20 protein-coding genes are annotated in these 20,422 nt (G+C 42.2%); 5 read left to right on the top strand and 15 right to left on the bottom strand.

Translation table 11 applies throughout. The features are described from left to right. Nucleotides 1-56: 56 nt before the first annotated feature. Both ACQKMF_RS15600 and ACQKMF_RS15595 read left to right on the top strand, forming a co-directional pair. Nucleotides 57-1,280, top strand: coding sequence for an MFS transporter (locus ACQKMF_RS15600; RefSeq protein WP_427573966.1), 1,224 nt, complete (start codon nt 57-59; stop codon nt 1,278-1,280). Between the two features lie 113 nt (nt 1,281-1,393). Further along, nucleotides 1,394-2,125, top strand: coding sequence for a ZIP family metal transporter (locus ACQKMF_RS15595; RefSeq protein ID WP_402941633.1), 732 nt, complete (start codon nt 1,394-1,396; stop codon nt 2,123-2,125). A 304-nt stretch (nt 2,126-2,429) separates the two neighbouring features. Here the strand turns inward: ACQKMF_RS15595 and ACQKMF_RS15590 are convergent, their stop codons facing one another. Continuing rightward, nucleotides 2,430-2,669, bottom strand: coding sequence for an aspartyl-phosphate phosphatase Spo0E family protein (locus tag ACQKMF_RS15590; RefSeq protein WP_101224501.1), 240 nt, complete (start codon nt 2,667-2,669; stop codon nt 2,430-2,432). Between the two features lie 609 nt (nt 2,670-3,278). Further along, entirely contained in the window at nt 3,279-5,438 is a 2,160-nt protein-coding gene (locus ACQKMF_RS15585; RefSeq protein ID WP_402941631.1) for a PAS domain S-box protein, read from the bottom strand. A gap of 272 nt (nt 5,439-5,710) precedes the next feature. On the opposite strand from ACQKMF_RS15585, the gene ACQKMF_RS15580 reads away from it, so the two are divergent. Together ACQKMF_RS15580 and ACQKMF_RS15575 are read left to right on the top strand one after the other, a co-directional pair. Beyond that, nucleotides 5,711-6,736, top strand: coding sequence for an acyltransferase family protein (locus ACQKMF_RS15580; protein WP_427573963.1), 1,026 nt, complete (start codon nt 5,711-5,713; stop codon nt 6,734-6,736). A gap of 193 nt (nt 6,737-6,929) precedes the next feature. Then, nucleotides 6,930-8,690: a B12-binding domain-containing radical SAM protein gene (locus ACQKMF_RS15575; RefSeq protein WP_101224498.1), complete on the top strand. Its 1,761-nt coding sequence runs from the start codon at nt 6,930-6,932 to the stop codon at nt 8,688-8,690. 182 nt (nt 8,691-8,872) lie between these two features. On the opposite strand, the gene ACQKMF_RS15570 is transcribed toward ACQKMF_RS15575, so the two are convergent. Further along, nucleotides 8,873-9,031, bottom strand: a complete 159-nt coding sequence (locus ACQKMF_RS15570) for a hypothetical protein (RefSeq protein ID WP_094246584.1) — start codon at nt 9,029-9,031, stop codon at nt 8,873-8,875. Between the two features lie 123 nt (nt 9,032-9,154). On the opposite strand from ACQKMF_RS15570, the gene ACQKMF_RS15565 reads away from it, so the two are divergent. Beyond that, nucleotides 9,155-9,490, top strand: coding sequence for a DUF3905 domain-containing protein (locus tag ACQKMF_RS15565; RefSeq protein ID WP_101224497.1), 336 nt, complete (start codon nt 9,155-9,157; stop codon nt 9,488-9,490). A 60-nt stretch (nt 9,491-9,550) separates the two neighbouring features. Here ACQKMF_RS15565 and ACQKMF_RS15560 read toward each other — a convergent pair whose 3' ends face one another. The 12 genes from ACQKMF_RS15560 to ACQKMF_RS15505 all read right to left on the bottom strand — a co-directional run bounded on the left by ACQKMF_RS15560 (nt 9,551) and on the right by ACQKMF_RS15505 (nt 20,401). Further along, nucleotides 9,551-10,528 carry a quinone oxidoreductase family protein gene (locus tag ACQKMF_RS15560; RefSeq protein WP_427573961.1) on the bottom strand — a complete coding sequence of 326 codons (978 nt, stop codon included), beginning with the start codon at nt 10,526-10,528 and terminating at the stop codon, nt 9,551-9,553. A 16-nt stretch (nt 10,529-10,544) separates the two neighbouring features. Then, nucleotides 10,545-11,324, bottom strand: coding sequence for an enoyl-CoA hydratase/isomerase family protein (locus ACQKMF_RS15555; protein WP_402941623.1), 780 nt, complete (start codon nt 11,322-11,324; stop codon nt 10,545-10,547). Nucleotides 11,325-11,341: 17 nt separating this feature from the next. Next, entirely contained in the window at nt 11,342-12,121 is a 780-nt protein-coding gene (locus ACQKMF_RS15550) for an SDR family NAD(P)-dependent oxidoreductase (RefSeq protein ID WP_101224494.1), read from the bottom strand. A gap of 28 nt (nt 12,122-12,149) precedes the next feature. Next, nucleotides 12,150-12,908 (bottom strand): 2-phosphosulfolactate phosphatase, encoded by a 759-nt coding sequence (locus tag ACQKMF_RS15545; RefSeq protein WP_427573958.1) that lies wholly within the window; start codon nt 12,906-12,908, stop codon nt 12,150-12,152. A 3-nt stretch (nt 12,909-12,911) separates the two neighbouring features. Continuing rightward, nucleotides 12,912-13,973, bottom strand: coding sequence for a phosphotransferase family protein (locus tag ACQKMF_RS15540; RefSeq protein ID WP_402941618.1), 1,062 nt, complete (start codon nt 13,971-13,973; stop codon nt 12,912-12,914). A gap of 19 nt (nt 13,974-13,992) precedes the next feature. After that, a complete protein-coding gene (locus ACQKMF_RS15535) occupies nt 13,993-14,394 on the bottom strand; it encodes an acyl-CoA thioesterase (RefSeq protein ID WP_101224492.1) in 402 nt (133 codons plus the stop codon). A gap of 16 nt (nt 14,395-14,410) precedes the next feature. Next, complete coding sequence (locus tag ACQKMF_RS15530; RefSeq protein ID WP_427573955.1) at nt 14,411-15,190, bottom strand: enoyl-CoA hydratase/isomerase family protein; 780 nt, start codon at nt 15,188-15,190, stop codon at nt 14,411-14,413. Further along, nucleotides 15,187-16,074 carry a 3-hydroxyacyl-CoA dehydrogenase family protein gene (locus tag ACQKMF_RS15525; protein WP_427573953.1) on the bottom strand — a complete coding sequence of 296 codons (888 nt, stop codon included), beginning with the start codon at nt 16,072-16,074 and terminating at the stop codon, nt 15,187-15,189. Before ACQKMF_RS15525 ends, ACQKMF_RS15530 begins: the two co-directional genes overlap by 4 nt. 43 nt (nt 16,075-16,117) lie before the next feature. Beyond that, nucleotides 16,118-16,681, bottom strand: a complete 564-nt coding sequence (locus ACQKMF_RS15520; protein ID WP_260356997.1) for a TetR/AcrR family transcriptional regulator — start codon at nt 16,679-16,681, stop codon at nt 16,118-16,120. Nucleotides 16,682-16,753: 72 nt separating this feature from the next. Next, a complete protein-coding gene (locus ACQKMF_RS15515) occupies nt 16,754-18,364 on the bottom strand; it encodes a long-chain-fatty-acid--CoA ligase (RefSeq protein ID WP_402942927.1) in 1,611 nt (536 codons plus the stop codon). A 37-nt stretch (nt 18,365-18,401) separates the two neighbouring features. Next, nucleotides 18,402-19,175 carry an SDR family oxidoreductase gene (locus ACQKMF_RS15510; protein ID WP_101224488.1) on the bottom strand — a complete coding sequence of 258 codons (774 nt, stop codon included), beginning with the start codon at nt 19,173-19,175 and terminating at the stop codon, nt 18,402-18,404. Next, the gene (locus tag ACQKMF_RS15505) at nt 19,172-20,401 is read right to left on the bottom strand and encodes an acyl-CoA dehydrogenase (protein ID WP_427573950.1); all 1,230 of its coding nucleotides are present in this window, start codon (nt 20,399-20,401) and stop codon (nt 19,172-19,174) included. Before ACQKMF_RS15505 ends, ACQKMF_RS15510 begins: the two co-directional genes overlap by 4 nt. Between the last annotated feature and the right edge of the window lie 21 nt (nt 20,402-20,422).

Genomic DNA, 20,422 nt, shown 5'->3' with positions numbered 1-20,422 from the left:
TTGAATCTATTTATTGAATAGGTAAAAATCTCAATCAGGAAGAAGGAAATAAACAGATGGGAAGTATCGCTGCCATTAAAACAAAACCGCAAAAACAGGATATGACTCTTAAAATCATGATCATCATAGGCATATGCCATTTAATGAATGATTCTCTACAGGCCGTCGTACCGGCCATGTTCCCAATCCTCGAAAAATCAATGTCGTTAACGTATACACAGCTGGGGATGATTGCATTCTGCCTGAATATCGTCTCATCGCTTCTGCAACCGGCAGTTGGGTTCTATACTGATAAAAAGCCATTTCCATATGCATTGCCCATCGGGTTGACCAGTACTTTAATCGGGGTCATCATTCTTGCACTTGCCCCAAACTATACCATTATCCTTGGTGCAGTCATCTTGATGGGCTTAGGGTCAGCCATATTCCATCCGGAAGGCTCCAGGGTTGCCTACATGGCAGGCGGATCAAAGAGAGGCCTGGCACAATCAATTTATCAAGTCGGAGGGAATAGCGGGCAAGCACTTGCCCCGCTCATCACAGCCATCGTACTTGTTCCTTTTGGACAAAAAGGCGCACTCTGGTTTGCCCTGGTTGCCTTAATGGCCGTTATCCTATTGCTGTATATTGCGAAGTGGTATTCCCAAAAGTTAGTTCACTTCCAGCCTAAAAAGCTTGCTGCGAAAGTAATCAATAAAGAGCGGTCCCATAAAGTGGCAAAGGCCCTGGTATTGATATTATTCATTATTTTTGCACGTTCATGGTATGTATCTTGCATGACGAACTTTTATAGTTTTCATTTGATCGAGCAGTATTCTTTCACGATAAAATCCGCACAATTTTTCCTATTTGCCTTTTTGGCCGCTGGTGCTGTAGGTACGTTTTTCGGAGGTCCGCTTGCTGATAGATTCGGGCGCAAAAATGTCATTTTCTTTTCATTCGCTGCCAGCATGCCACTAACAGCACTTTTACCATTCGTACCTCCTACAGCCGCTTTTATCTTATTATTGATGGCGGGTTTCATTATAATGAGCAGTTTTTCCGTCACTGTAATATACGCACAGGAATTGGTCCCGGGGAAAGTCGGAACGATGGCAGGGTTGACTGTAGGGTTAGCCTTTGGAATGGGTGCCATTGGATCCGTTTCATTAGGAGCCATTGCCGATATAATTGGAATCGAATCCATGATTAAGCTAGTGGGATTCCTGCCATTGCTGGGAATCATCAGCATGTCGCTGCCGACTGATCAAACATTGAAAAAATGGTATGCAGAAGAGTAACTGCAAAATTGTTATTTCCTGGAACATATTTTTTATGTCTAAATACAATAAATTATTGTTTCACCCAAAAATTTAAACTAAGTAACGATAAGTACCATACAAAGGAGAAATTTATGAGTGGAGTTTTATTAGGCAGCATCCTATCTGCTATGTCTACAGGGTTTGGTGCGTTACCGATCTTGTTCATTCAAGGTTCAATCACACATCGATTCAGAGACACTCTTCTGGCATTCACCGCTGGAATCATGATGGCTGCTTCGTTATTGAGCCTGATCCCGGAGTCTCTGGCCACCGGAGGGTATATTCAGCTAGTCATTGGAGTGTTTCTCGGGGTATTGACATTAACGATCATGGAAAAAAACATTCCTCATATCGATCTCAGCCATACGAAAAGTGGCATTCAGTTCGATGAAAAGGCTTTGCTCATCATCACTGCCATTACACTTCATAATATTCCTGAGGGTCTTTCCGTCGGGGTCAGTTATGCGTCTGATACAGCTGATACAGGTAACTTGATCGCTTTTGCCATCGGCCTGCAAAATGCTCCGGAAGGCTTGCTGGTGGCTTTGTTTTTAATTAATCAAAAAATTGGTAAAATCACAGCGTTCCTGATAGCAACCTTAACCGGTACCATAGAAATAATTACAGGATTATTGGGTTATTATTTAACCTCTTACATTGGGTTCCTGGTTCCATACGGCCTAGCCTTCGCCGCCGGGGCCATGCTTTTCATCGTTTATAAGGAATTGATTCCTGAAAGCCATGGGGATGGTAATGAACGCACATCAACCTATTCCTTCATCGTCGGCCTTTTGTTCATGGTAATTTTATTGGAAGTTTTGTAATTTCCCCCACCTGCCATGGCTGGCTCCATCAAGTGAGTCAGCCCTTACTTTTCATTTATCAGTGTAATCCATTCAGAAAAATAAGGCCTCTAAACCAATCCCGATGCATGAAGGACACCTTCTGGTGACCTCTCCCGATATATATCCCAAGCCCATGAAATTCCAAAGATATTTCTTGTGTATATGAGTCTTTCTTTAATTGTTTTAAATGATATGTTCGTAAAGGTTCCTTCATGAGAAATCGCAAAAAGGGGATTGTCTCCCTGCCTGCCAATTTAAAAGGTCATTCACGCATTCAGTTCCCTTAAAAGGTTATGTCATCATTAAAGGGCTGCTGCACTATAACAACCATTTCTTCCCGCTTATTTCTCACTTCCGATGAATGATGTTGAAGGATCAAATACTCATTTATTAGTTTATCAAGCTGCTCGCTTTGGCGAAGGGTATACTCATGACCTAGTCCATACATTTTGGCTAACTCCATCATTTCCCAACGCTTCATTCGAATCTCAGAACAAATTTCCATTGCACACCTAGAATTCATAACAACATTCACTACTCCTGCCCTTTTAAAGTTACATTATAATAAAGAAGTATTACAAAATATGCCTTATATGTAAATAGATTCGCAAAAAAAGACAAAACTTCTTAAATTGCGATAAAGCTTTACCCACCAGCAGACAGGATATGACGGAAATTTCTAACCATAAAACCCTGATAATGATCAGGAAGAATCATATGAAGCCAGCTCCGAGAAATGATTCGAAAGTCACCCAATTTGAGGGGATTATTTGTTTCCGCTTAATTAATTCGGCACAGTTCCCTTTTATGAAAGCACAACATTTTTTATGAGCTTAATTGTGATTCCAAGATAATAATGATGGAACAAAAAAAGGAATCCAATAAAGGATTCCCCAGACTGTAGAAAATTCGAAGAAATGCCAGTCTGCCTGCAGTTTTTTAGGATAAGTACTATTTGTCCACTCCAGGCACACGCTTTCCGTTCCAATCCCTTTAATAAATTAGCTAGAACCTTTTTTCACGAAAAACGTCCTAGTTATTCTCAGAATCCACTCCCTTTCCGCCTACTGCCTTCCAAGCCACATCAAAGCAGGCATAGCCAGTTATTCGGCAGTAATGTCGCAAATATCTTTTACTCGAAAGGCAAATAAATATGAAAGCTCGTCCCTTTTCCCACTTCGCTTTCCACCTCTATATAGCCATTGTGCTCTTCAATGATTTTATAGCTGACCATGAGCCCCAGTCCGGTTCCCCTATCCTTCGTCGTATAAAAAGGTTCGCCCAATTTTTTTAGCATTTCCGTTGAAATCCCCATACCTTTATCGGTAATTGAGATGCAGCCGTATTTCTCTGAAAACCGGCTTGTTTTAATTTGAACAGATCCGCCATCCGGCATGACTTCCAATGCATTTTTGATGATGTTAATGAACACTTGCTTTAACTGGTTCGCTTCACATAAAACCTTAAATTCCTCTTCTTCAAAGTCTGTCTCGAATTGAATATTTTCCAACAGTGCCTGAGCGGCCAGTAATTCTAGTGTCTCTCTCAAAATTGTATGAACATCCTGTTTAAAAATTTTTAGCGCCTGCGGCTTTGCCAACACCAAAAATTCCGTGATAATGGATTCGATTCGCTTAATTTCGGATGTTATCACATGAAAATATGTGGAAAACTCCCCCTTGACACCATCCTCAAGTAACTGGATAAAACCTTTTAAGGCTGTCATTGGATTCCTGATTTCGTGAGCAATTCCGGCCGCCAGTTCACCAACGACATTCAAAGTATCCGATTTCCTGATCTGTTCCTGCATTTCGAGATTTTTACTCACATCTCGGAAAATGCTTAAATTCAGGTTCGAATATAAATTTTTCCTTGTCAAAAATTCAATATGCTTTACTCTTCCATCTTCGAATGTTATTGGAATGATGGATGAGTAGACCTCATGCTTATAAACATTTTCAATGTGAGCGTTCAAGACAGGAGCATTTTCAGGAATTTTTTTGATGAATCCCTTAACAGATAAAGAAAGCAGTTTACGCTTTGAAATCTCCAATATTTTTTGACCTGCTTCATTAATATCCGTGAACCCTTCATGATTCCAGAGAATCAAGCCGTCTAATGTTCCCTCAAAAATCTTCCTGAACTTCTTCTCACTATCCCTTAATTCCTTCTCAATCAACCAGCGCTCACTGACATTTCGAAATATCGTTACGTTATACCCGTCACCTTCATGTTTTTTGGCAGTCAATTCAAGCAATTTAATTTGGTTATTAGGCATTTTATAAATCAGCTCACCCCGAACTTGGGTGTCTCTTTCAAACGTTTCCATCATCTGACCAAAATGGTGATTATTGCTGTACACGTATTTCCAGATATAACTGCCTATCAAATCCTCTCTGCTGGATTCGAATATTTTACATGCTGAATGATTGACCCGAAAAATGATTCCATCATCATTCCAGAATATGATCGCATCCATCGACTGGTCGAATAATTCAGCAAAAATCCGTTCGCTCGTTTCTAACTTTTTTTCTATTATATTTGATTCTGTAATTTTTCGAAGCACCGACATATATAATTCATTTCCTACCGTTGAACTTATGGAAAAAGTAAAGTGATGCAGTTCATCCCCAACCTTAATCTCTACCTCTCCTTTGAAGTTCGACTCATAAAAGGCTCTTTGTATGCTCTCATCCCAATATCCCCGATAATCAAGGGATATGAGGTCCCTCATATTCTTACCGACAATCTCTTTTTTCGGGATGCCCATGACATGGATAAAGGCATGGTTCACTTCCATGATTATTCCTGAACTGTCGAATAGAACGATACTTTCTATGGCTGTATCAAAAATGTCCAAAAACATCTGCCTTGACATCCTTGTTTCCCTTGACGAAGAAACATCCAATGTCACATCCCTCAAACGATAGAACTGCTGTCCTTCGGAAAGCTCGCCTATACGAATAAACTCTATTTGCTTAAGGGCTCCGGTATGAAGCTGGATAATTTGCCTTTCAGGTTCATTCGAGGTTTTTAGGGAACTTGACACTTCCTGATTATTTAAAGGGATGACATCGAGAAAATCAGTTATCTTCATGGACTCCAGCTGATTTTTCGATGATTCCAGCAGGGCACATGAGGCATCATTGGCAAAAGTGATACGCAGTTCCTCATCAACCCTAATATAAGGCTCTGACATTGAATTGAAAATATTCAAAAACCCTTCGATTTGTTTATTCAACTTTATAATTTCCTGTTTATATCCCGTTTCATTCTCATAACCGATATTCATATTAACCCCCCTCATCAAAACCCCAACTTACCAAACTTTATTCGACATCCATCTTGATTTTCCTCGGTATTTTCGAAAAACGATAAAATTACAAAATTTCACTATATATCAAATGATAGTATATTGAATACTATAAAACTTCGCGTTAAGCTTAATTTAAGATTTTTATAATAAATTTAATAAATATTGATTTCGTACAAGGTATTTAGGGTATAAGAGATAACAATGCTTTCTTTCTAGCTACCTTAAAAATTTATTAAATGGAGGCAACAATGAAACAACGTGATTTTTTCTTCGATAACGCCAAGTTCATTCTCATGGCCTTTGTCGTCTTTGGACATTTGCTGAATACGTATATACATGACAGTGAAACGATTTATGCTTTATATAAAACCATTTATTCCTTTCACATGCCTGCCTTTATCCTGGTTTCAGGCTTCTTTGCAAAAGGTTTTTATCAAAAAGGGTATTTAGGTAAAATTACTAAAAAACTGATTTTACCCTACATCATTTTCCAATTGATATATACCGTTTACTATTATTTTTTATATGAACGCTCTGCCATCACCGTAGACCTGCTTGATCCCCAATGGTCGCTATGGTTCTTGATCAGTTTATTCTGCTGGAACATCATGCTGCTTGGTTTTTCAAAGCTAAAGCCATCAGTAGGCATAGGTTTATCAATCTTAATCGCATTATTGATTGGATATATTGACAATATCTCCAATTACCTTAGTCTTTCCAGGACATTCGTTTTTTTCCCGATGTTCTTGATCGGATACCATTTAAGCAAGGACCATTTAAAAAAACTTTTCACTCCCAAAATTCGTTTGGCTTCACTTAGTGTCATGTTAGTGATTTTTATCGGATTTTATTTAAATACCGATATCAATTATAAATGGCTGCTCGGTTCGAAACCATATGCCGAACTTGAAGATGCGACAATCGTGTCCATGTTCAAACGTCTGGGTTTTTATGGATTGAGCATAATTTCAGTGTTCAGCTTCCTTTCATTCATCCCACGCGGACAATATTTCTTTACGAATTGGGGTAAACAAACCCTTTATGTCTATCTGCTGCATGGTTTCTTCATTCGGTTCTTCCGTGAAAGCACCTTACAGGAATACTTCAGCAATACCGAGAGCTTCATCATGCTCGCCGGTCTCTCTTTCTTGATTACGGTGTTATTATCAAGTGAAATGATCGCTACGATGGCACAGCCGATCATCGAATTGAAGGCGACCAAAACAAAACGTTTCATGACTAAAACAAAAGAATATTTTAAACAAGCTTTTTAAATAAAACGGATGAAGCATTTTCTGCTTTATCCGTTTTTATTTCATATCGACCTTCAAGGGAAAAGATTCCCCTTCAATACAATAACTCATTTTTCAAATGAAGCACGCTATGGTAAAATTACTCGTTAGTGCTTGTTGGCTTAAAAAGACATGTACACGAAAGGAGTCAGGCGTTTACTTTACGCCCTTTAACATGAATATAATAATCAGTACTCTTAATGCAAAATATATCCATACATCGCTATCCATCCGATATTTAAAAGCTTATGCCCAGCCAGATTATGATGTACAGCTGGCGGAATATACAATAAAAGATCCGATTATGAACATAGTTGGTGACCTTCATTCCAAAAAACCTGACGTAATCGGGTTCAGCTGCTATATTTGGAACATCGAGGAAACAATGAAGGTCGTAGCCATGCTGAAGAAGATCAATCCAGAATTGGTTATCATCCTGGGCGGACCTGAAGTCACCTATGATGTTGGGGAATGGCTTGATCAGATTCCCGGGGCTGATTTCATCGTAATTGGCGAAGGTGAAGTTACCTTCAAGGCCCTTTTATCTGAAATCGAAGGTTCGAATGACTATAAGAAGGTCGGCGGCATTGCGTATCGGCAGGATGGGAGAAAAATCATCCAGCCTCAGAACGGCAAGGTTGATTTAAAATCCCTCCCTACTCCATATCGTTTGGAGGAAGACCGCGGAGATCTATCTAAACGTGTCACCTATATCGAAACTAGCCGAGGGTGCCCGTTCAGCTGCCAATTTTGCCTTTCATCGATTGAAGTGGGTGTCAGATATTTTGATCGGGAAAAGATTAAAGAAGATATCAGGTACCTTATGGCTAATGGTGCCAAGACAATTAAGTTCGTTGACAGAACGTTCAATATCAGCCGAAGCTATGCCATGGAAATGTTTCAATTCCTAATCGATGAACATCTTCCCGGTGTGGTTTTCCAATTCGAGATCACGGCAGACATCATGCGTCCGGAAGTTATCCAGTTCTTGAATGATAATGCCCCTGCAGGATTGTTCCGCTTTGAAATAGGAGTACAGTCGACGAATGATCATACGAATGATCTAGTAATGAGAAGGCAGAACTTCGAAAAACTGACAAGGACCGTAACCATGGTAAAAGAAGGGCAGAAAATTGATCAGCATTTAGACCTTATTGCAGGTTTGCCTGAAGAAGATTATCATTCTTTCAGAAAGACCTTCAATGATGTTTTCGAGCTCAGACCCGAAGAGATGCAGCTTGGTTTCTTAAAGATGCTTCGTGGCACTGGCTTACGGATACGTGCCGATGAACACCAATATATATACAGCGAACATGCTCCCTATGAAATCCTGGGGAATAATGTTTTATCCTTCGATGACATTGTCCGCATTAAACAAGTTGAAGATGTCCTTGAAAAATACTGGAACGATCATAGAATGGATCATACCACTGAATATCTTGTTCAAACGGTATTTCAATCACCGTTCGACTTCTTTCAAGATTTCGGTACCTATTGGGATGAACAAGGGTGGTCACGAATCGGACATCAGCTTGAAGACTTGTTCAGACGTTTACAGCAGTTTTTGGCTTCCCGGGAATCTGCCGAACTGAAAAACATTATCGGACTCATGAAATTGGATTATTTCATCAATCAAAAATACAAACCACGTAAACCTTGGTGGGAAGCTTCATTAGATAAAAACGGGCGGAAAGAGATATATGAAGATATTCTGAATAACCCTGGACAGCTTGGTTCCTCTTTCACAGCTTTGGCCCTTAATGAAAAGGAAATACACAAACACACATTGCTCGAGGCACTTCCCTTTGATTTGGAAACGTATTTAGCTGAGGGAACAATCGTCGATAAACCATCGTTCATGCTTGCCTATTTTGATCCGAGTGGTAAAGGATCAACGATTTTCCCTCAATCAAAATCTGGCAGCATCATACTTTAAGAATAAGGACGGACCCAAGAATTGGGTCCGTCCTTATTTACTTATCACTTTCACGTTTTTTATTTTCTTTTGCCAAAATCTCATAAATTTTTGTTGCGTTCATATCGCCGCTGAATTCGATTCCAAATTCCGTCCGTACATGTTCCCCATCTTTTCCCCGCTGTCCCGTTTTTCTTTATCCATTAACTTCTTCCTTTTCTGCCCTGCTTTGAATTGCGGTTGGCACCTTTCATCGCGTTTTCCTCCATTGCGAACTCATTGGAAAATTCATTTTCAGCTTGGTTTCTTTTTGGCGTTTTACTTGCTTTGACAGCACCATCCACATTGGCTTTCCGTTTCATTTTCATCCACCCTTTTTAATATAGTTTACTTCTTTAGAGTGGGGTAAAAATGCCGGAAATTATTCAGGGATAATATAGGGACAGACGAGAAAAATAACCGTAAAACGGAAAGGGAGTCGCTATATGAAAAAAAAATTGGATTCACCAATTATCGACGATACACAACCGCACCAAATTAACGCACCAAGCTTTAAAGGAACCGGCATAAAACCAAAGGCTCCATTCGTTAATGATTATGGAGTCGTCATCGGCGACAGTAAATATGCATCCGAAAACTCACCACTTGAAAATTGGAGTGAAGATACAGATCCGGAAATCATGGCTGGAGACGAATGGATACACCCCACCAATGATATAGGCTGGAATACAACTGAAAACCGTGAATTGTTAGAGGCTAAAAGAGCACCGCAGCCGCCTTTCATGCATCCCGATAAGGATGTCAGCACCGATGCGGATTGAGTCGTTCTAGAAGGGCAAGAATCCCATTATCATACAAGGGGTGCATCACACCCCTTCTTCTCATTTAACCTGCAAAATCAACTTCCCTTTTGTTTGACGTGCGTTCATTTCCTCATGGACGGCTGCTGCCTTTTCAATTGGATAGATGCCGCCGATGGTTAGCTTAAGTTCCCCAGACGCGACGTATGCAAAAAGTTCTTGAATGCTGGGCAACAGTAAATCTGAGTGTTTCATGATCTGTGGCAAGAAAAAACCTACAACGGATTGATTGCGCCTCATTAATTGCTGCGGATTCATCGTATATGGCTTACGGCTGGCATTACCAAAAACAACTAGACGTCCGAATGGTGCCAAACATTTCAATGTTTTATTGAAAATATCCCCTCCAGCCATTTCCAGCGCCACGTCGACTCCCTTTCCTCCCGTGACCTCACGGACTTCCATTTCCCATCCTTCTTTCGTGTAATCGATGAGTTCATCTGCCCCCATCTCTTTAGCCAGTTTCAACTTTTCCACTGTGCTGGCTGTGGCAATCACTTTTCCAGCCCCGAAGATTTTGGCTAGCTGGACAGCAATCGTTCCTACTCCACCTGCAGCAGCATGGACCAATACCGTATCCCCCTGTTGCATGCGACCCATTGTCTTTAAAATATGATAGGCGCTCAGACCTTGAAGGGGCAGGGCAACAGCTTCATGGAACTGAATGGCATCAGGAAGCGGAATGGCCGAGAACTCATCAGATAGGGCGTATTCCGAATACCCACCTGATTCAATTAAACTCACGACCCTTGTACCAGGTTTGATTTTAGTCACCTTTCCACCAACTTCCACCACAACGCCAGCCACTTCCGCACCTGGAATGAAAGGAAGCGGCGTAGGTACTACATATTGCCCTTCCCTTCTGGCTGTATCTGCATAATTGACGCCGACACAATCGATTTCAATCAGAACTTCATGCCCAGTTGGCACGGGTCTTTCCATTTCAGTCAATTTCAGTACTTCCGGTCCGCCGTATTCTTCAAAATGAATGGCTCTCATCTATATCCCTCCCTCATTAATTCCCTGTAAATTCCGGTTTTCTCTTTTCTTTGAATGCTGCAACTCCCTCCAGATGATCTTCTGTTGAAGCCATCAAGGTTTGCGTGATGCGCTCTTGTTCGAGTATTTCATCAAGTGTAGCTGTAAATGAATGACTTACGAGCTTTTTCATCATTCCATAAGCCTTTGTCGGTCCATTTGCCAGCTTTTCCGCAAGTTTCAATGATTCTTCTTCAAGTTGATTGAGTGGGTATAAATAATTAATGACACCTAACTGGTATAAGCGCTCCGCAGAAATCGGTTCGGCAGAAAAGAAGAGCTGCTTTGCAAGGTGGGGCCCTACTAACTTAGGTAAAAAATACGAGCCCCCTCCATCAGAAATCAGGCCTACCTGTGAAAAACTCATGGCAAATTGACTATCATCGGAAGCCACGATCAAATCACAAGCGAGTGCCAAATTGAATCCTGCCCCTGCCGCAAATCCATGGACGGCAGCGATTACGGGAACCTCAGAGGCATCGAGAGCCATTATGCATTCGTTCATTCTGCCGACATGATCATACAATTGACCTGCAGAGGCCTTCCCCATCGACTTTACGTCTCCTCCTGCAGTGAACGACCTTCCCGCCCCTTTAATGACGACGGCCCTTATATGTGGTGTATGTTTTACATCCTTAATCGCTTTCGTTAAGCTTGCGATCATATCAGGACTAAACGCATTCAAACTTTCAGGACGATTCAAAGTAAGGATCATTACATTATCGATTACTTCTGTCAATAAGTGTTCTTTTAACATTTACCCATCCCCTTTTTCTATTTGATCAACCAGCCGCCATCCACCAATAAATCCGTCCCAGTCATATAGGAAGCCTCCGGGGAAGCAGCAAAGGTAATGACATTACTTATTTCCTCCGCTCTCCCCACTCTTTCCAGTGCCGTGTTCCGTTGAATGGACTTTACGAATTTTTCATTTTGCAATCCATCCTCCGTCAATGGAGTTTCAATGAATCCAGGTGATACGGAATTGACCCGAATGCCGACTGCAGCGAGTTCCAGTGCCAATGATTTAGTTAAACTGATGACACCTGCTTTAGCAGAGCTGTAATGCGGGATGAATGCACCTGCCTGATGCCCTGACAGTGAAGCCACATTCACGATTGCCCGATTGGCGGAGCCTTCATTACCACTGCCCGCTCCTTCTTCCATCACTTTCCCCAAGTACTTGGAAACAAGAAAGACACTTTTCAAATTGACATGCTGAATCATATCCCAATCAGCAGCAGATGTATCCAAAAGCTTCGAGGACTTTGATCCACCTGCGTTATTGATTAAAATGTGAAGGTCACGATATTGTTCCTTCACAAACATGGCCAGTTCTATTACATCCTCCTCGACGGTAACATCTGCAGGGAAAATGTCGGCCACGGGAATCGTATGCCTCGCATTGATTTCTGCAGCTGCCTCCTCCAGCTTTCCTTTCGTCCGCCCTACCAATAACACTTTTGCCCCTTCGTCCGATAGGCGCATCGCTGTAGCTTTCCCAATACCGGAGCCTGCACCTGTCACCACCGCTATTGATTGTGAAAACCTCATCCCCTTCACTCCTTATCTGGATTTTGAACTACGTTTCCTGCCTTTTCAATTCAGCTTCGATCCTTCCATCCACCAACTCCGGGACAAGATCCAACGAACCTTTTTGCGCCACCAATTCCAAATCGGCAATCAAACTATGTTTGTCAAACAGCTGTCCGACATATGATGATTTCAGGATATCAAAGGCATTTTCGCTATTCGTGCGATAAAGCGCATTGGCAGCCTTTGCTGCATCGTTGAGTATGAAAGAGCCTTGCGAACCAGCAATCAGGCAATCTATCAAATGACCTGCACCGTAAAAGTCTTCCAGACTGAATTCACCTGAATTTCCCGAGCAAACGATGATGATCGTTTCTGTTTTATGATGTTTTCTTATTTTTTCTGCAACAGACGGATTATTCAACAAAGATGCGATATAAACCTTTTTGGCAGCTGCAGAATTTCTCAGCGCAACCGTTCCATTAGTCGTGGAAAGTATTAATGTTTTGCCGCGTACCAACTTACTCAATAGCGTCGGACTCGGATACATTAAATCATCAACCGGCTTAGCTTTTAGTTCCCCTGCAACTACAACATCCCCATGGTCCAATTCCTGGCTTTTCACCAAGGCATCCACTGGATCCATGACAGGTATCACCTGGCGTGCTCCCTCATGAAGTGCTGAAATAATCGTAGTGGTCGCTAATAATACATCAAGTACGACCGCAACTTTTTCCCCTTCTTGAAGCTTTTTTCCATCTATCTCTTCTTTTTTTAGCAGCAAATGAATGTTTTGTATATATTCCATATATTAAACTTCCTTCGCAGCTACATTTGCTGCATGAGTGAGTAAGCTTTTAACCATTTTTCCGAGATTGGAAAAACGGGGATCATTAGTCTGGCCTTTTTTATATCGATAATAAATTTGCTGAAGAATGACAGCCAACTTAAAGTAACCAAATGTTAAATAAAAATCGACGTTGGAAACATCCCTGCCGCTTCTAGCTGCATACATCTCGATAAATTCCCTTCGTGTCGGGAAACCAGGTAAAGTGGTGACGGATCCTTTACCCACACCGATTTTGATAAGTTCCGGATCACCGCTTTCCGTCCAGTAGCTTAAAGCCACTCCTAGATCGGCTAACGGATCACCAACGGTGGACATTTCCCAATCAAATAAACCAACCATCTCTGTAAGGTCCTGGTTAAACATGGCATTATTGATCTTATAGTCATAATGGATAATGGAAGTCTGGCTATGTTTCGGGATATACTGTTGAAAATAATCGATGAGCGGTCGAATTTCCTTGATTTCATCTGTCTTTGCTCTCTCATAGCGGGAAATCCATCCGCGCACTTGTCTTTCAATGAACCCTTCAGGTTTGGAGATTTCCACCAACGCAGTTTTCTCATAGGAAATCGAGTGAAGATCAGCAAGCCGATCGACCATGACATGAGAAAGCTGTCGGCACTTTTCAACAGTAGGCTCGATTCCCTTGGGAAATTCGGTATCTATTACGATTCCATGTTTCCTTTCCATTAGGAAAAAAGGGGCCCCCGCAATCGATTCATCATCCGAGAACAGAATAGGCTCGGGAGCCGCTTGAAAATATGGGTTGATTGAGGAAAGGATATGATGTTCACGCTTCATATCATGTGCCTTTGGCGCAACAGGGCCAAGCGGTGGCCTTCTTAGAACAGCCTCCCACTCACCAATTTTCAGCTGATAAGTCAAATTGGAATAGCCCGTTGAAAATTGTTGCAATTCTAACGGTTCATTTGGAAGGCCCAATACATTTTTTCTTAGGAAACCTTCTAATGCACCAATATTCAGTTCCTCGCCGGGCCGAACAGGAATCGTATCGCCAACCATGTTCTTCCACTCCTTCATTCTAATTATGAACAAGATGTGAAATGAGTTTTTCTTTAATCATTTCAGGAATAGGTTCACTTTTTTGATTCAAAAAATTAAAACAAACTAAAACTGCACTTCCCTTAGCAATGATTTCCCCAGTTTGTGAGCAAAGGATATCATGGGCCATTTCACAACTTTTCGTCCCTACCTTTTTTATAGATGAACGAATGGTCAAGAGTTGATTGAAATATCCCTGAGCAATAAAGTCGCATTTAGTGGAGGCTAACAAAAAGTTCCATGACTCGACATTCGTAGCCAAGCCCAACGCTTCAAAAAATTTCATTCGCGCTTCTTCAAGGTAAATGAAATAGCTTGTGTTATTGATGTGGCCCAAAGCATCCGTTTCGGAAAAACGGACGTCGACTTCCAATTCATGCATAAGACCCCTCCTTGAATTAACGATGCACAAAAGCAGATTTACGTTTATCCAAGAAAGCGGAAACCCCTTCTTTAACATCTTCAGTTTGGAAGATTTCTTCAAAAAGATTCGTTTCAATCTCCAGACCTTGTTCAAGCGTGGCTTCACTGCCTTCATTAATCGCCTTTTTGATTCTCGAAAGTGCCTGAAGTGAGTGCCTTGTCATTCGTGAGGCCAAGATTTTCGCTTCCGATAAGCCGCAGCCTTGCTCGACGACTTTATTGACAAGCCCGATCTTTTCCGCTTCCATGGCACCTAGCGGATCACCGGTAAATATAATCTCTTTTGCCTTTGCGTTTCCGACAAGTCTGGACAAACGCTGTGTACCGCCAGCTCCAGGAAATAAGCCTAATTTCACTTCCGGCAGACCAATTTGAACCTGTGTTTCAGCCACTCGCAAATCACAGGCCAGAGCCAGTTCACATCCACCGCCCAAAGTCAGGCCATTTAATACAGCTATTGTAGGTTTAGGAAACTGGTCTATTTTGGTTAGGACGGCATGACCCTCCTTTACAATTTCCTTCATATTCGGGTTCCCCATCATGCTAGGGAATTCTTTTATATCAGCACCAGCCGCAAATGCGATATTGCCTGCACCTGTTATGAGTACCGCAACTGTTTCATTATCTTTTGAAAGTTCATCGAATGTTTCTCCCAACTCCCTGAATACTTGTTTACTGATTACGTTTAATGGAGGATTATCGATGGTGATGATCGCAAGCTTATTTTCCTTAACCACTCTAATTAATTTTGTCATCGATTCTTCACCCCTTGATTTGGATAATCATACCAGCCTTTTCCTGTTTTCCTTCCTAAATCCCCTTTTTTCACCTTTTCTGCTATACAAGCATTCGGCTTGTCTTCTGGATTTCCAGTTTCATTGTATCGCTGCTGCATGACAAAATATCCTACATCAATACCTGATAGATCCATCAGTTCAAAAGGGCCGATGGGATGGCCTAAAGCTTTCCTGCAAATTAAATCGATATCCTTATAATCCACAATTCCTTCTTCATACAAATATAGGGCCTCACGCTGCAACGCTCCCAAAATTCTATTGGCTACGAATCCCGATATCTCTTTTCTCAACAAAACTCCTGTCCTATTCATTTTCTCTGTCACTTCCATCGCAAGCTCGGCTGTTTCCTCCGATGTTTGATCACTCATGACAACCTCAACACAATCCATAACTAGAGGCGGAAAAAAGAAATGCATATTAATAAACTTATCCGGGCGCTTCGTCACACTCGCAAGCAGGCTATTGACGATCGTTGAACTATTCGTAGCAAAAATGGTTTCTGCGGAGGCGAATTCTTCAAGTTTAGCGAAGACCTCCTGTTTCACATCAAGTTTTTCAACTACCGCTTCAATGATCAGATCAGCTCCACTCGCCGCTTTCTCAAGATCGGTAGTATATTGAAGACGGCTAAAAGCAGCCAATTTACGATCTTCAGACAATTTTCCTTTTTGAACCCATTTAGTCAAAATGGCGTCCAGTTTTTCTTTGGCTGTATTCAACGCTAATTCCTGAACATCCTGAAGAATCGTTTCGTACCCTCCAAGTGCAGCAAGCATCGCAATTTGATGCCCCATCTGCCCGGCCCCAATTACGGTTATCGATTGAATTTGCTTGTTGGCCATGCCTTCTATCTCCCTTCAACTAACTGGTTAGTATGTTACCTGGTCACGCTTCAATTCCCTGCAGAATCATCCCCATAAAAATGGAGGCAACTTCCTGTTCGTTTTTTTCACCTTCTGGGTCGAACCAATGATAGCTCCAATTGGCTACACCCAAAATAGCGAAAGAGATGATGGATGCATCGAGATTGGAACGTAGTTCTCCGCTCTCGATGCCGCTAATCAGCACTTGCTCGATTTTATTACGGAACTCATCCCGCTTAGGAAGGATTTGTGCAAGTTTTTCGTCACTTAGATTTTTCATTTCACGGAAAAAGACCGTTGCGCTGGATTTTTTGGTTTTGATGCTTTTTATAAGCATATATACCATATCGAAAAGCTTATCCTTACAGCTTTTCCCAGGTTCCGAAATGATCATTTCCTGCTCACTAAGCAACTCGTCTATATAAGCGAGATGAATATCCATAAGCAATTGCTCTTTGCTCGTAAAGTAATAATAAAACGTTCCCTTCGTCACCCCGACCGATTCGACGATATCAGAAATCGACGTTTCACTAAAGCCCTTCTTTTCAAATAAGCGTATGCTATGTTCTGTCATTTTTTCTTTCATGTAAGCACCCTCGCAATCTGTTAAAATTTCAGCTGAATTGATATCATACGCTTTCGTACTATCAAAGCCCTCTTATTTCCTGGAAAGTTCTTCTCTTAAAGCCCGCCTTAAAATCTTTCCGACATTTGTTTTCGGTAACTCTTCACGAAATTCAACGAAATGCGGAACTTTATAGGCCGATAGGTTGGCACGGCAGTAGTCGATGATTTCCCGCTCATTTGCCGTTTTATTATTTTTAAGTACAAGCACCGCTTTTACCGACTCTCCTCGGTACGCATCCGGAACGCCGATGACAACCGCTTCCTGGACAGCAGGATGTTCATAAAGCACTTCCTCCACATCTCGCGGATATATATTATAACCACTTGCGATGATCAAATCTTTTTTCCTATCGACAATATAGAGATACCCGTCATCATCAACTTTGGCGATATCACCCGTATAAAGCCAACCATCTCTAAGGGTTACCGCCGTTTCCTCTGGCATATTCCAGTACCCTTTCATCACTTGTGGTCCCTTGACGACCAATTCCCCCATTTCGCCAGTGGCCACTTCTTTTGTCCCGTCACCCAGGTCCATCACTTTATATTCAGTCGAAGGGATTCCGATCCCGACGCTCCCCGGCTTCCTTTTTGCAAATACCGGATTACAATGAGTTGTTGGCGAAGCTTCCGTAAGACCGTAGCCTTCCAATATCTTTGCACCTGATTTTCGTTCGAACTCACGCAGCAGTTCCACGGGCATCGGTGCACTTCCGCTGTTACAGACCTGAATTGAGCCCATTCCATATTCTTCTGCCCTCGGGTGATTCGTCAACGCTACATACATGGTGGGAACACCAGGAAAAGTGGTCGGCTGTTCACGCTTTATCGTTTCCAGCACTTCTTCTATTTCAAATCGGGGCAGCATGATCGAGTCACCCGCGATATACACGGATAAATTCATTGCGGACGACATTCCAAAAACATGAAAAAGCGGGATGACCGACAGCGTTCTTTCAGTACCTATTTTTAATTCATGCTTGAAGAATTCATACGTTTGAACGACATTGGCCAGAATATTGCTGTGTGTCAGCATCGCTCCTTTTGAACGGCCAGTCGTTCCTCCTGTATACTGAAGAACGGCTATATCATTTTCCGGATCGATTGATACTGGATTGATTTTGCCATCTCCTGTTTTCATGAATTGGTCAAACGAAGCATCAGGCTGAAAATCTGCATCCGAAGTCTGCAGGCTTACGACGATAATATTTTTCAAATTTGCATGTTGCTGTACACTTTTCACTTTCGGGTATAATCCGTCCAATACAACGATCGTTTCTGCACCGGAGTCTTGTAAAATATGCTGCAGCTCCCTTTCAACCAGCATTGGGTTAATTTGTGTGATAATGGCTCCTGTTGTCAACGAACCATAATACGCAATGACGTATTGCGGACAGTTAGGCAGCATGATGGCGACACGGTCGCCTTTTTGAACACCTTTTTTTTGCAGGGCTGAAGCAAAGGCTTGCGACGCATGAAAAAGTTCCTGATAGGATATCTTTCGGTCATAAAAAGTAATAGCTGTATTGTTTGGATGGGACTGAGATGCATTTTGAAGGATTCTTTGCATCGGAAACTCAGGGACTTTGATTTCCTTTGATATTGAATCAGGATAAACGGACAGCCATTTTTTTTCATTCATCATTTCATACCCTCCAGCCATATTTACTTACCTTTCATTACTTTGCATGTGAACCCCCATCGACGATCAGGATATTTCCAGTCACAAAATCAGATGCCTTCGAGGCAAGGAAAACCGCTGCCCCTTTTAAATCATCATCACTCCCTAATCTTTTTAGCGGAGTGGAATCCAAGATAGGATTCTTTCCTTGCTCAAGAACCCCTTTCGTCATTTTTGTCGGAAAGAATCCTGGTGCGATTGCATTTACATTGATATTATGCTGACCCCATTTAACAGCTAAATCCTTCGTTAAAGTAATGACCGCCCCTTTACTCGTATTATATCCGACCGTATCGAGCACCCTAGGGTCGGTCCCCCCTAATCCGGCGACGGAAGCGATATTTATGATTTTCCCATGTCCCTGCTCAATCATGACCCTGCCTGCTGTCTGGCTCATGATAAAGGTTCCGGTTACATTGACATTCATCACCTTCTGCCATGCTTCAAGGGGCATGTCGATGGCCGGTGCCCCCCAGGATGCCCCGCTATTGTTTACTAAAATGTCGATGGCACCGAATTCTCGGCAAGTTTCGTTAACAACTTCCTGTACATCTGACGGATTGGTGATATCACACTTGAAGGAAAGCGCCTTGACTCCAAGCTTTTCGATTTGTGAAGCAACTTCGTCGCATGCCTCCTTCTTCCTTGAACAAAGAACTACATTCGCCCCAGCTTCGGCAAAGCCAGTCGCTATTTGTGCTCCCAATCCTCTCCCTCCGCCGGTTATGATCGCCGTCTTTCCAGTCAAATCGAATAAATCGGTAACTTTCATATTTTCACCTCATGCTTTTGTTGGTATTTTCGAAGTTCTATTTTAGCAACTTGTGAGCGGTGAACTTCATCTGGCCCATCAGCAAGCCTTAACGTCCGTGCATTTGCCCAATGTGCAGCAAAAGGGAAATCATCGGAGATCCCTGCAGCTCCAAAGCCTTGGATGGCCCTGTCCAGCACTTTCAATGCCATATTTGGTGCCACCACTTTTATCATGGCAATCTCCGCCTTCGCTTCCTTGTTCCCGACAGTATCCATCATATAAGCGGCTTTTAGGGTCAGAAGTCTCGCTTGTTCGATTTCAATCCGTGAATCGGCGACCCACTCCATGATCACACCTTGTCTCGCCAATGTTTTACCAAAAGCGACACGATTTTGAATGCGCTTACATAATTCTTCAAGTGCTCTTTCAGCAGCGCCGATCAGCCTCATGCAATGATGAATCCTTCCGGGTCCGAGTCGTCCTTGGGCAATTGCAAATCCTTTGCCTTCACCCCATAGAATATTCGTTGCCGGGACCCTCACATTTTCAAAAGTGATTTCAGCATGGCCATGCGGGGCATGATCATAGCCAAACACAGGGAGCATTCTCTCGATTTTGACACCCGGTGTATCCAGCGGTACAAGAATCATTGACTGTTGTTCATGCTTGGACGCCTCAGGATCTGTCTTACCCATGACGATGGCAATCTTGCATCGAGGATCGCCTGCTCCCGAAGACCACCATTTTCGGCCGTTTATGACATACTCATTACCCGTCTTTTCTATCCTGCATTCGATATTGGTCGCATCGGAAGACGCCACTTCCGGTTCCGTCATCGAGAAGCATGAGCGGATTTCCCCAGCAAGCAAGGGCTTCAGCCAGCGTTCTTTATGTTCCTCCGAACCGTATCGCACCAACACTTCCATATTACCTGTGTCCGGCGCATTACAGTTGAAGATTTCAGGTCCTATCGTCGACCTACCCATGATTTCACAAAGCGGGGCATATTCTAGATTTGTTAAACCCGCACCGTAATCGCTATCAGGTAAAAATAAATTCCATAATCCTTCTTCCTTTGCTTTTGCCGTCAATTCAGATAATATCGGGGGTATTTCACTCCAGCGGCTCTTCTGTGCTTCGAGCTGCTTTTTGTATATTGATTCATTTGGGTATACGTACTTTTCCATGAATTCCGTTAACTTCTTTTCCAAGTTTTTCACCTTTTGAGTATGTTTAAAGTTCAAATTGAATCCTCCTTTTAAACT

It is taken from the genome of Peribacillus sp. NPDC101480 (assembly GCF_050277335.1).
Classification (GTDB): Bacteria; Bacillota; Bacilli; order Bacillales; family DSM-1321; genus Peribacillus.
Note: the sequence above shows the minus strand (reverse complement) of the source record. Positions and strands in the feature narration are given on the sequence as shown.

Excerpts from the sequence above, each read along its gene's own strand:
- ACQKMF_RS15535 (WP_101224492.1), bottom strand. The coding sequence starts at position 14,394 with ATGCATGAATTGGAAGTCGACGTCCGTTTTTCCGAAACGGATGCTTTG.
- ACQKMF_RS15600 (WP_427573966.1), top strand. The coding sequence starts at position 57 with ATGGGAAGTATCGCTGCCATTAAAACAAAACCGCAAAAACAGGATATG.
- ACQKMF_RS15550 (WP_101224494.1), bottom strand. The coding sequence starts at position 12,121 with ATGAGGTTTTCACAATCAATAGCGGTGGTGACAGGTGCAGGCTCCGGT.
- ACQKMF_RS15520 (WP_260356997.1), bottom strand. The coding sequence starts at position 16,681 with ATGAAAGAAAAAATGACAGAACATAGCATACGCTTATTTGAAAAGAAG.
- ACQKMF_RS15595 (WP_402941633.1), top strand. The coding sequence starts at position 1,394 with ATGAGTGGAGTTTTATTAGGCAGCATCCTATCTGCTATGTCTACAGGG.
- ACQKMF_RS15525 (WP_427573953.1), bottom strand. The coding sequence starts at position 16,074 with ATGGCCAACAAGCAAATTCAATCGATAACCGTAATTGGGGCCGGGCAG.
- ACQKMF_RS15540 (WP_402941618.1), bottom strand. The coding sequence starts at position 13,973 with ATGGTTGGCGATACGATTCCTGTTCGGCCCGGCGAGGAACTGAATATT.
- ACQKMF_RS15575 (WP_101224498.1), top strand. The coding sequence starts at position 6,930 with ATGAATATAATAATCAGTACTCTTAATGCAAAATATATCCATACATCG.
- ACQKMF_RS15585 (WP_402941631.1), bottom strand. The coding sequence starts at position 5,438 with ATGAATATCGGTTATGAGAATGAAACGGGATATAAACAGGAAATTATA.
- ACQKMF_RS15580 (WP_427573963.1), top strand. The coding sequence starts at position 5,711 with ATGAAACAACGTGATTTTTTCTTCGATAACGCCAAGTTCATTCTCATG.
- ACQKMF_RS15570 (WP_094246584.1), bottom strand. The coding sequence starts at position 9,031 with ATGAAACGGAAAGCCAATGTGGATGGTGCTGTCAAAGCAAGTAAAACG.
- ACQKMF_RS15545 (WP_427573958.1), bottom strand. The coding sequence starts at position 12,908 with ATGGAATATATACAAAACATTCATTTGCTGCTAAAAAAAGAAGAGATA.
- ACQKMF_RS15565 (WP_101224497.1), top strand. The coding sequence starts at position 9,155 with ATGAAAAAAAAATTGGATTCACCAATTATCGACGATACACAACCGCAC.
- ACQKMF_RS15515 (WP_402942927.1), bottom strand. The coding sequence starts at position 18,364 with ATGAATGAAAAAAAATGGCTGTCCGTTTATCCTGATTCAATATCAAAG.
- ACQKMF_RS15510 (WP_101224488.1), bottom strand. The coding sequence starts at position 19,175 with ATGAAAGTTACCGATTTATTCGATTTGACTGGAAAGACGGCGATCATA.
- ACQKMF_RS15560 (WP_427573961.1), bottom strand. The coding sequence starts at position 10,528 with ATGAGAGCCATTCATTTTGAAGAATACGGCGGACCGGAAGTACTGAAA.
- ACQKMF_RS15530 (WP_427573955.1), bottom strand. The coding sequence starts at position 15,190 with ATGACAAAATTAATTAGAGTGGTTAAGGAAAATAAGCTTGCGATCATC.
- ACQKMF_RS15555 (WP_402941623.1), bottom strand. The coding sequence starts at position 11,324 with ATGTTAAAAGAACACTTATTGACAGAAGTAATCGATAATGTAATGATC.
- ACQKMF_RS15590 (WP_101224501.1), bottom strand. The coding sequence starts at position 2,669 with ATGAATTCTAGGTGTGCAATGGAAATTTGTTCTGAGATTCGAATGAAG.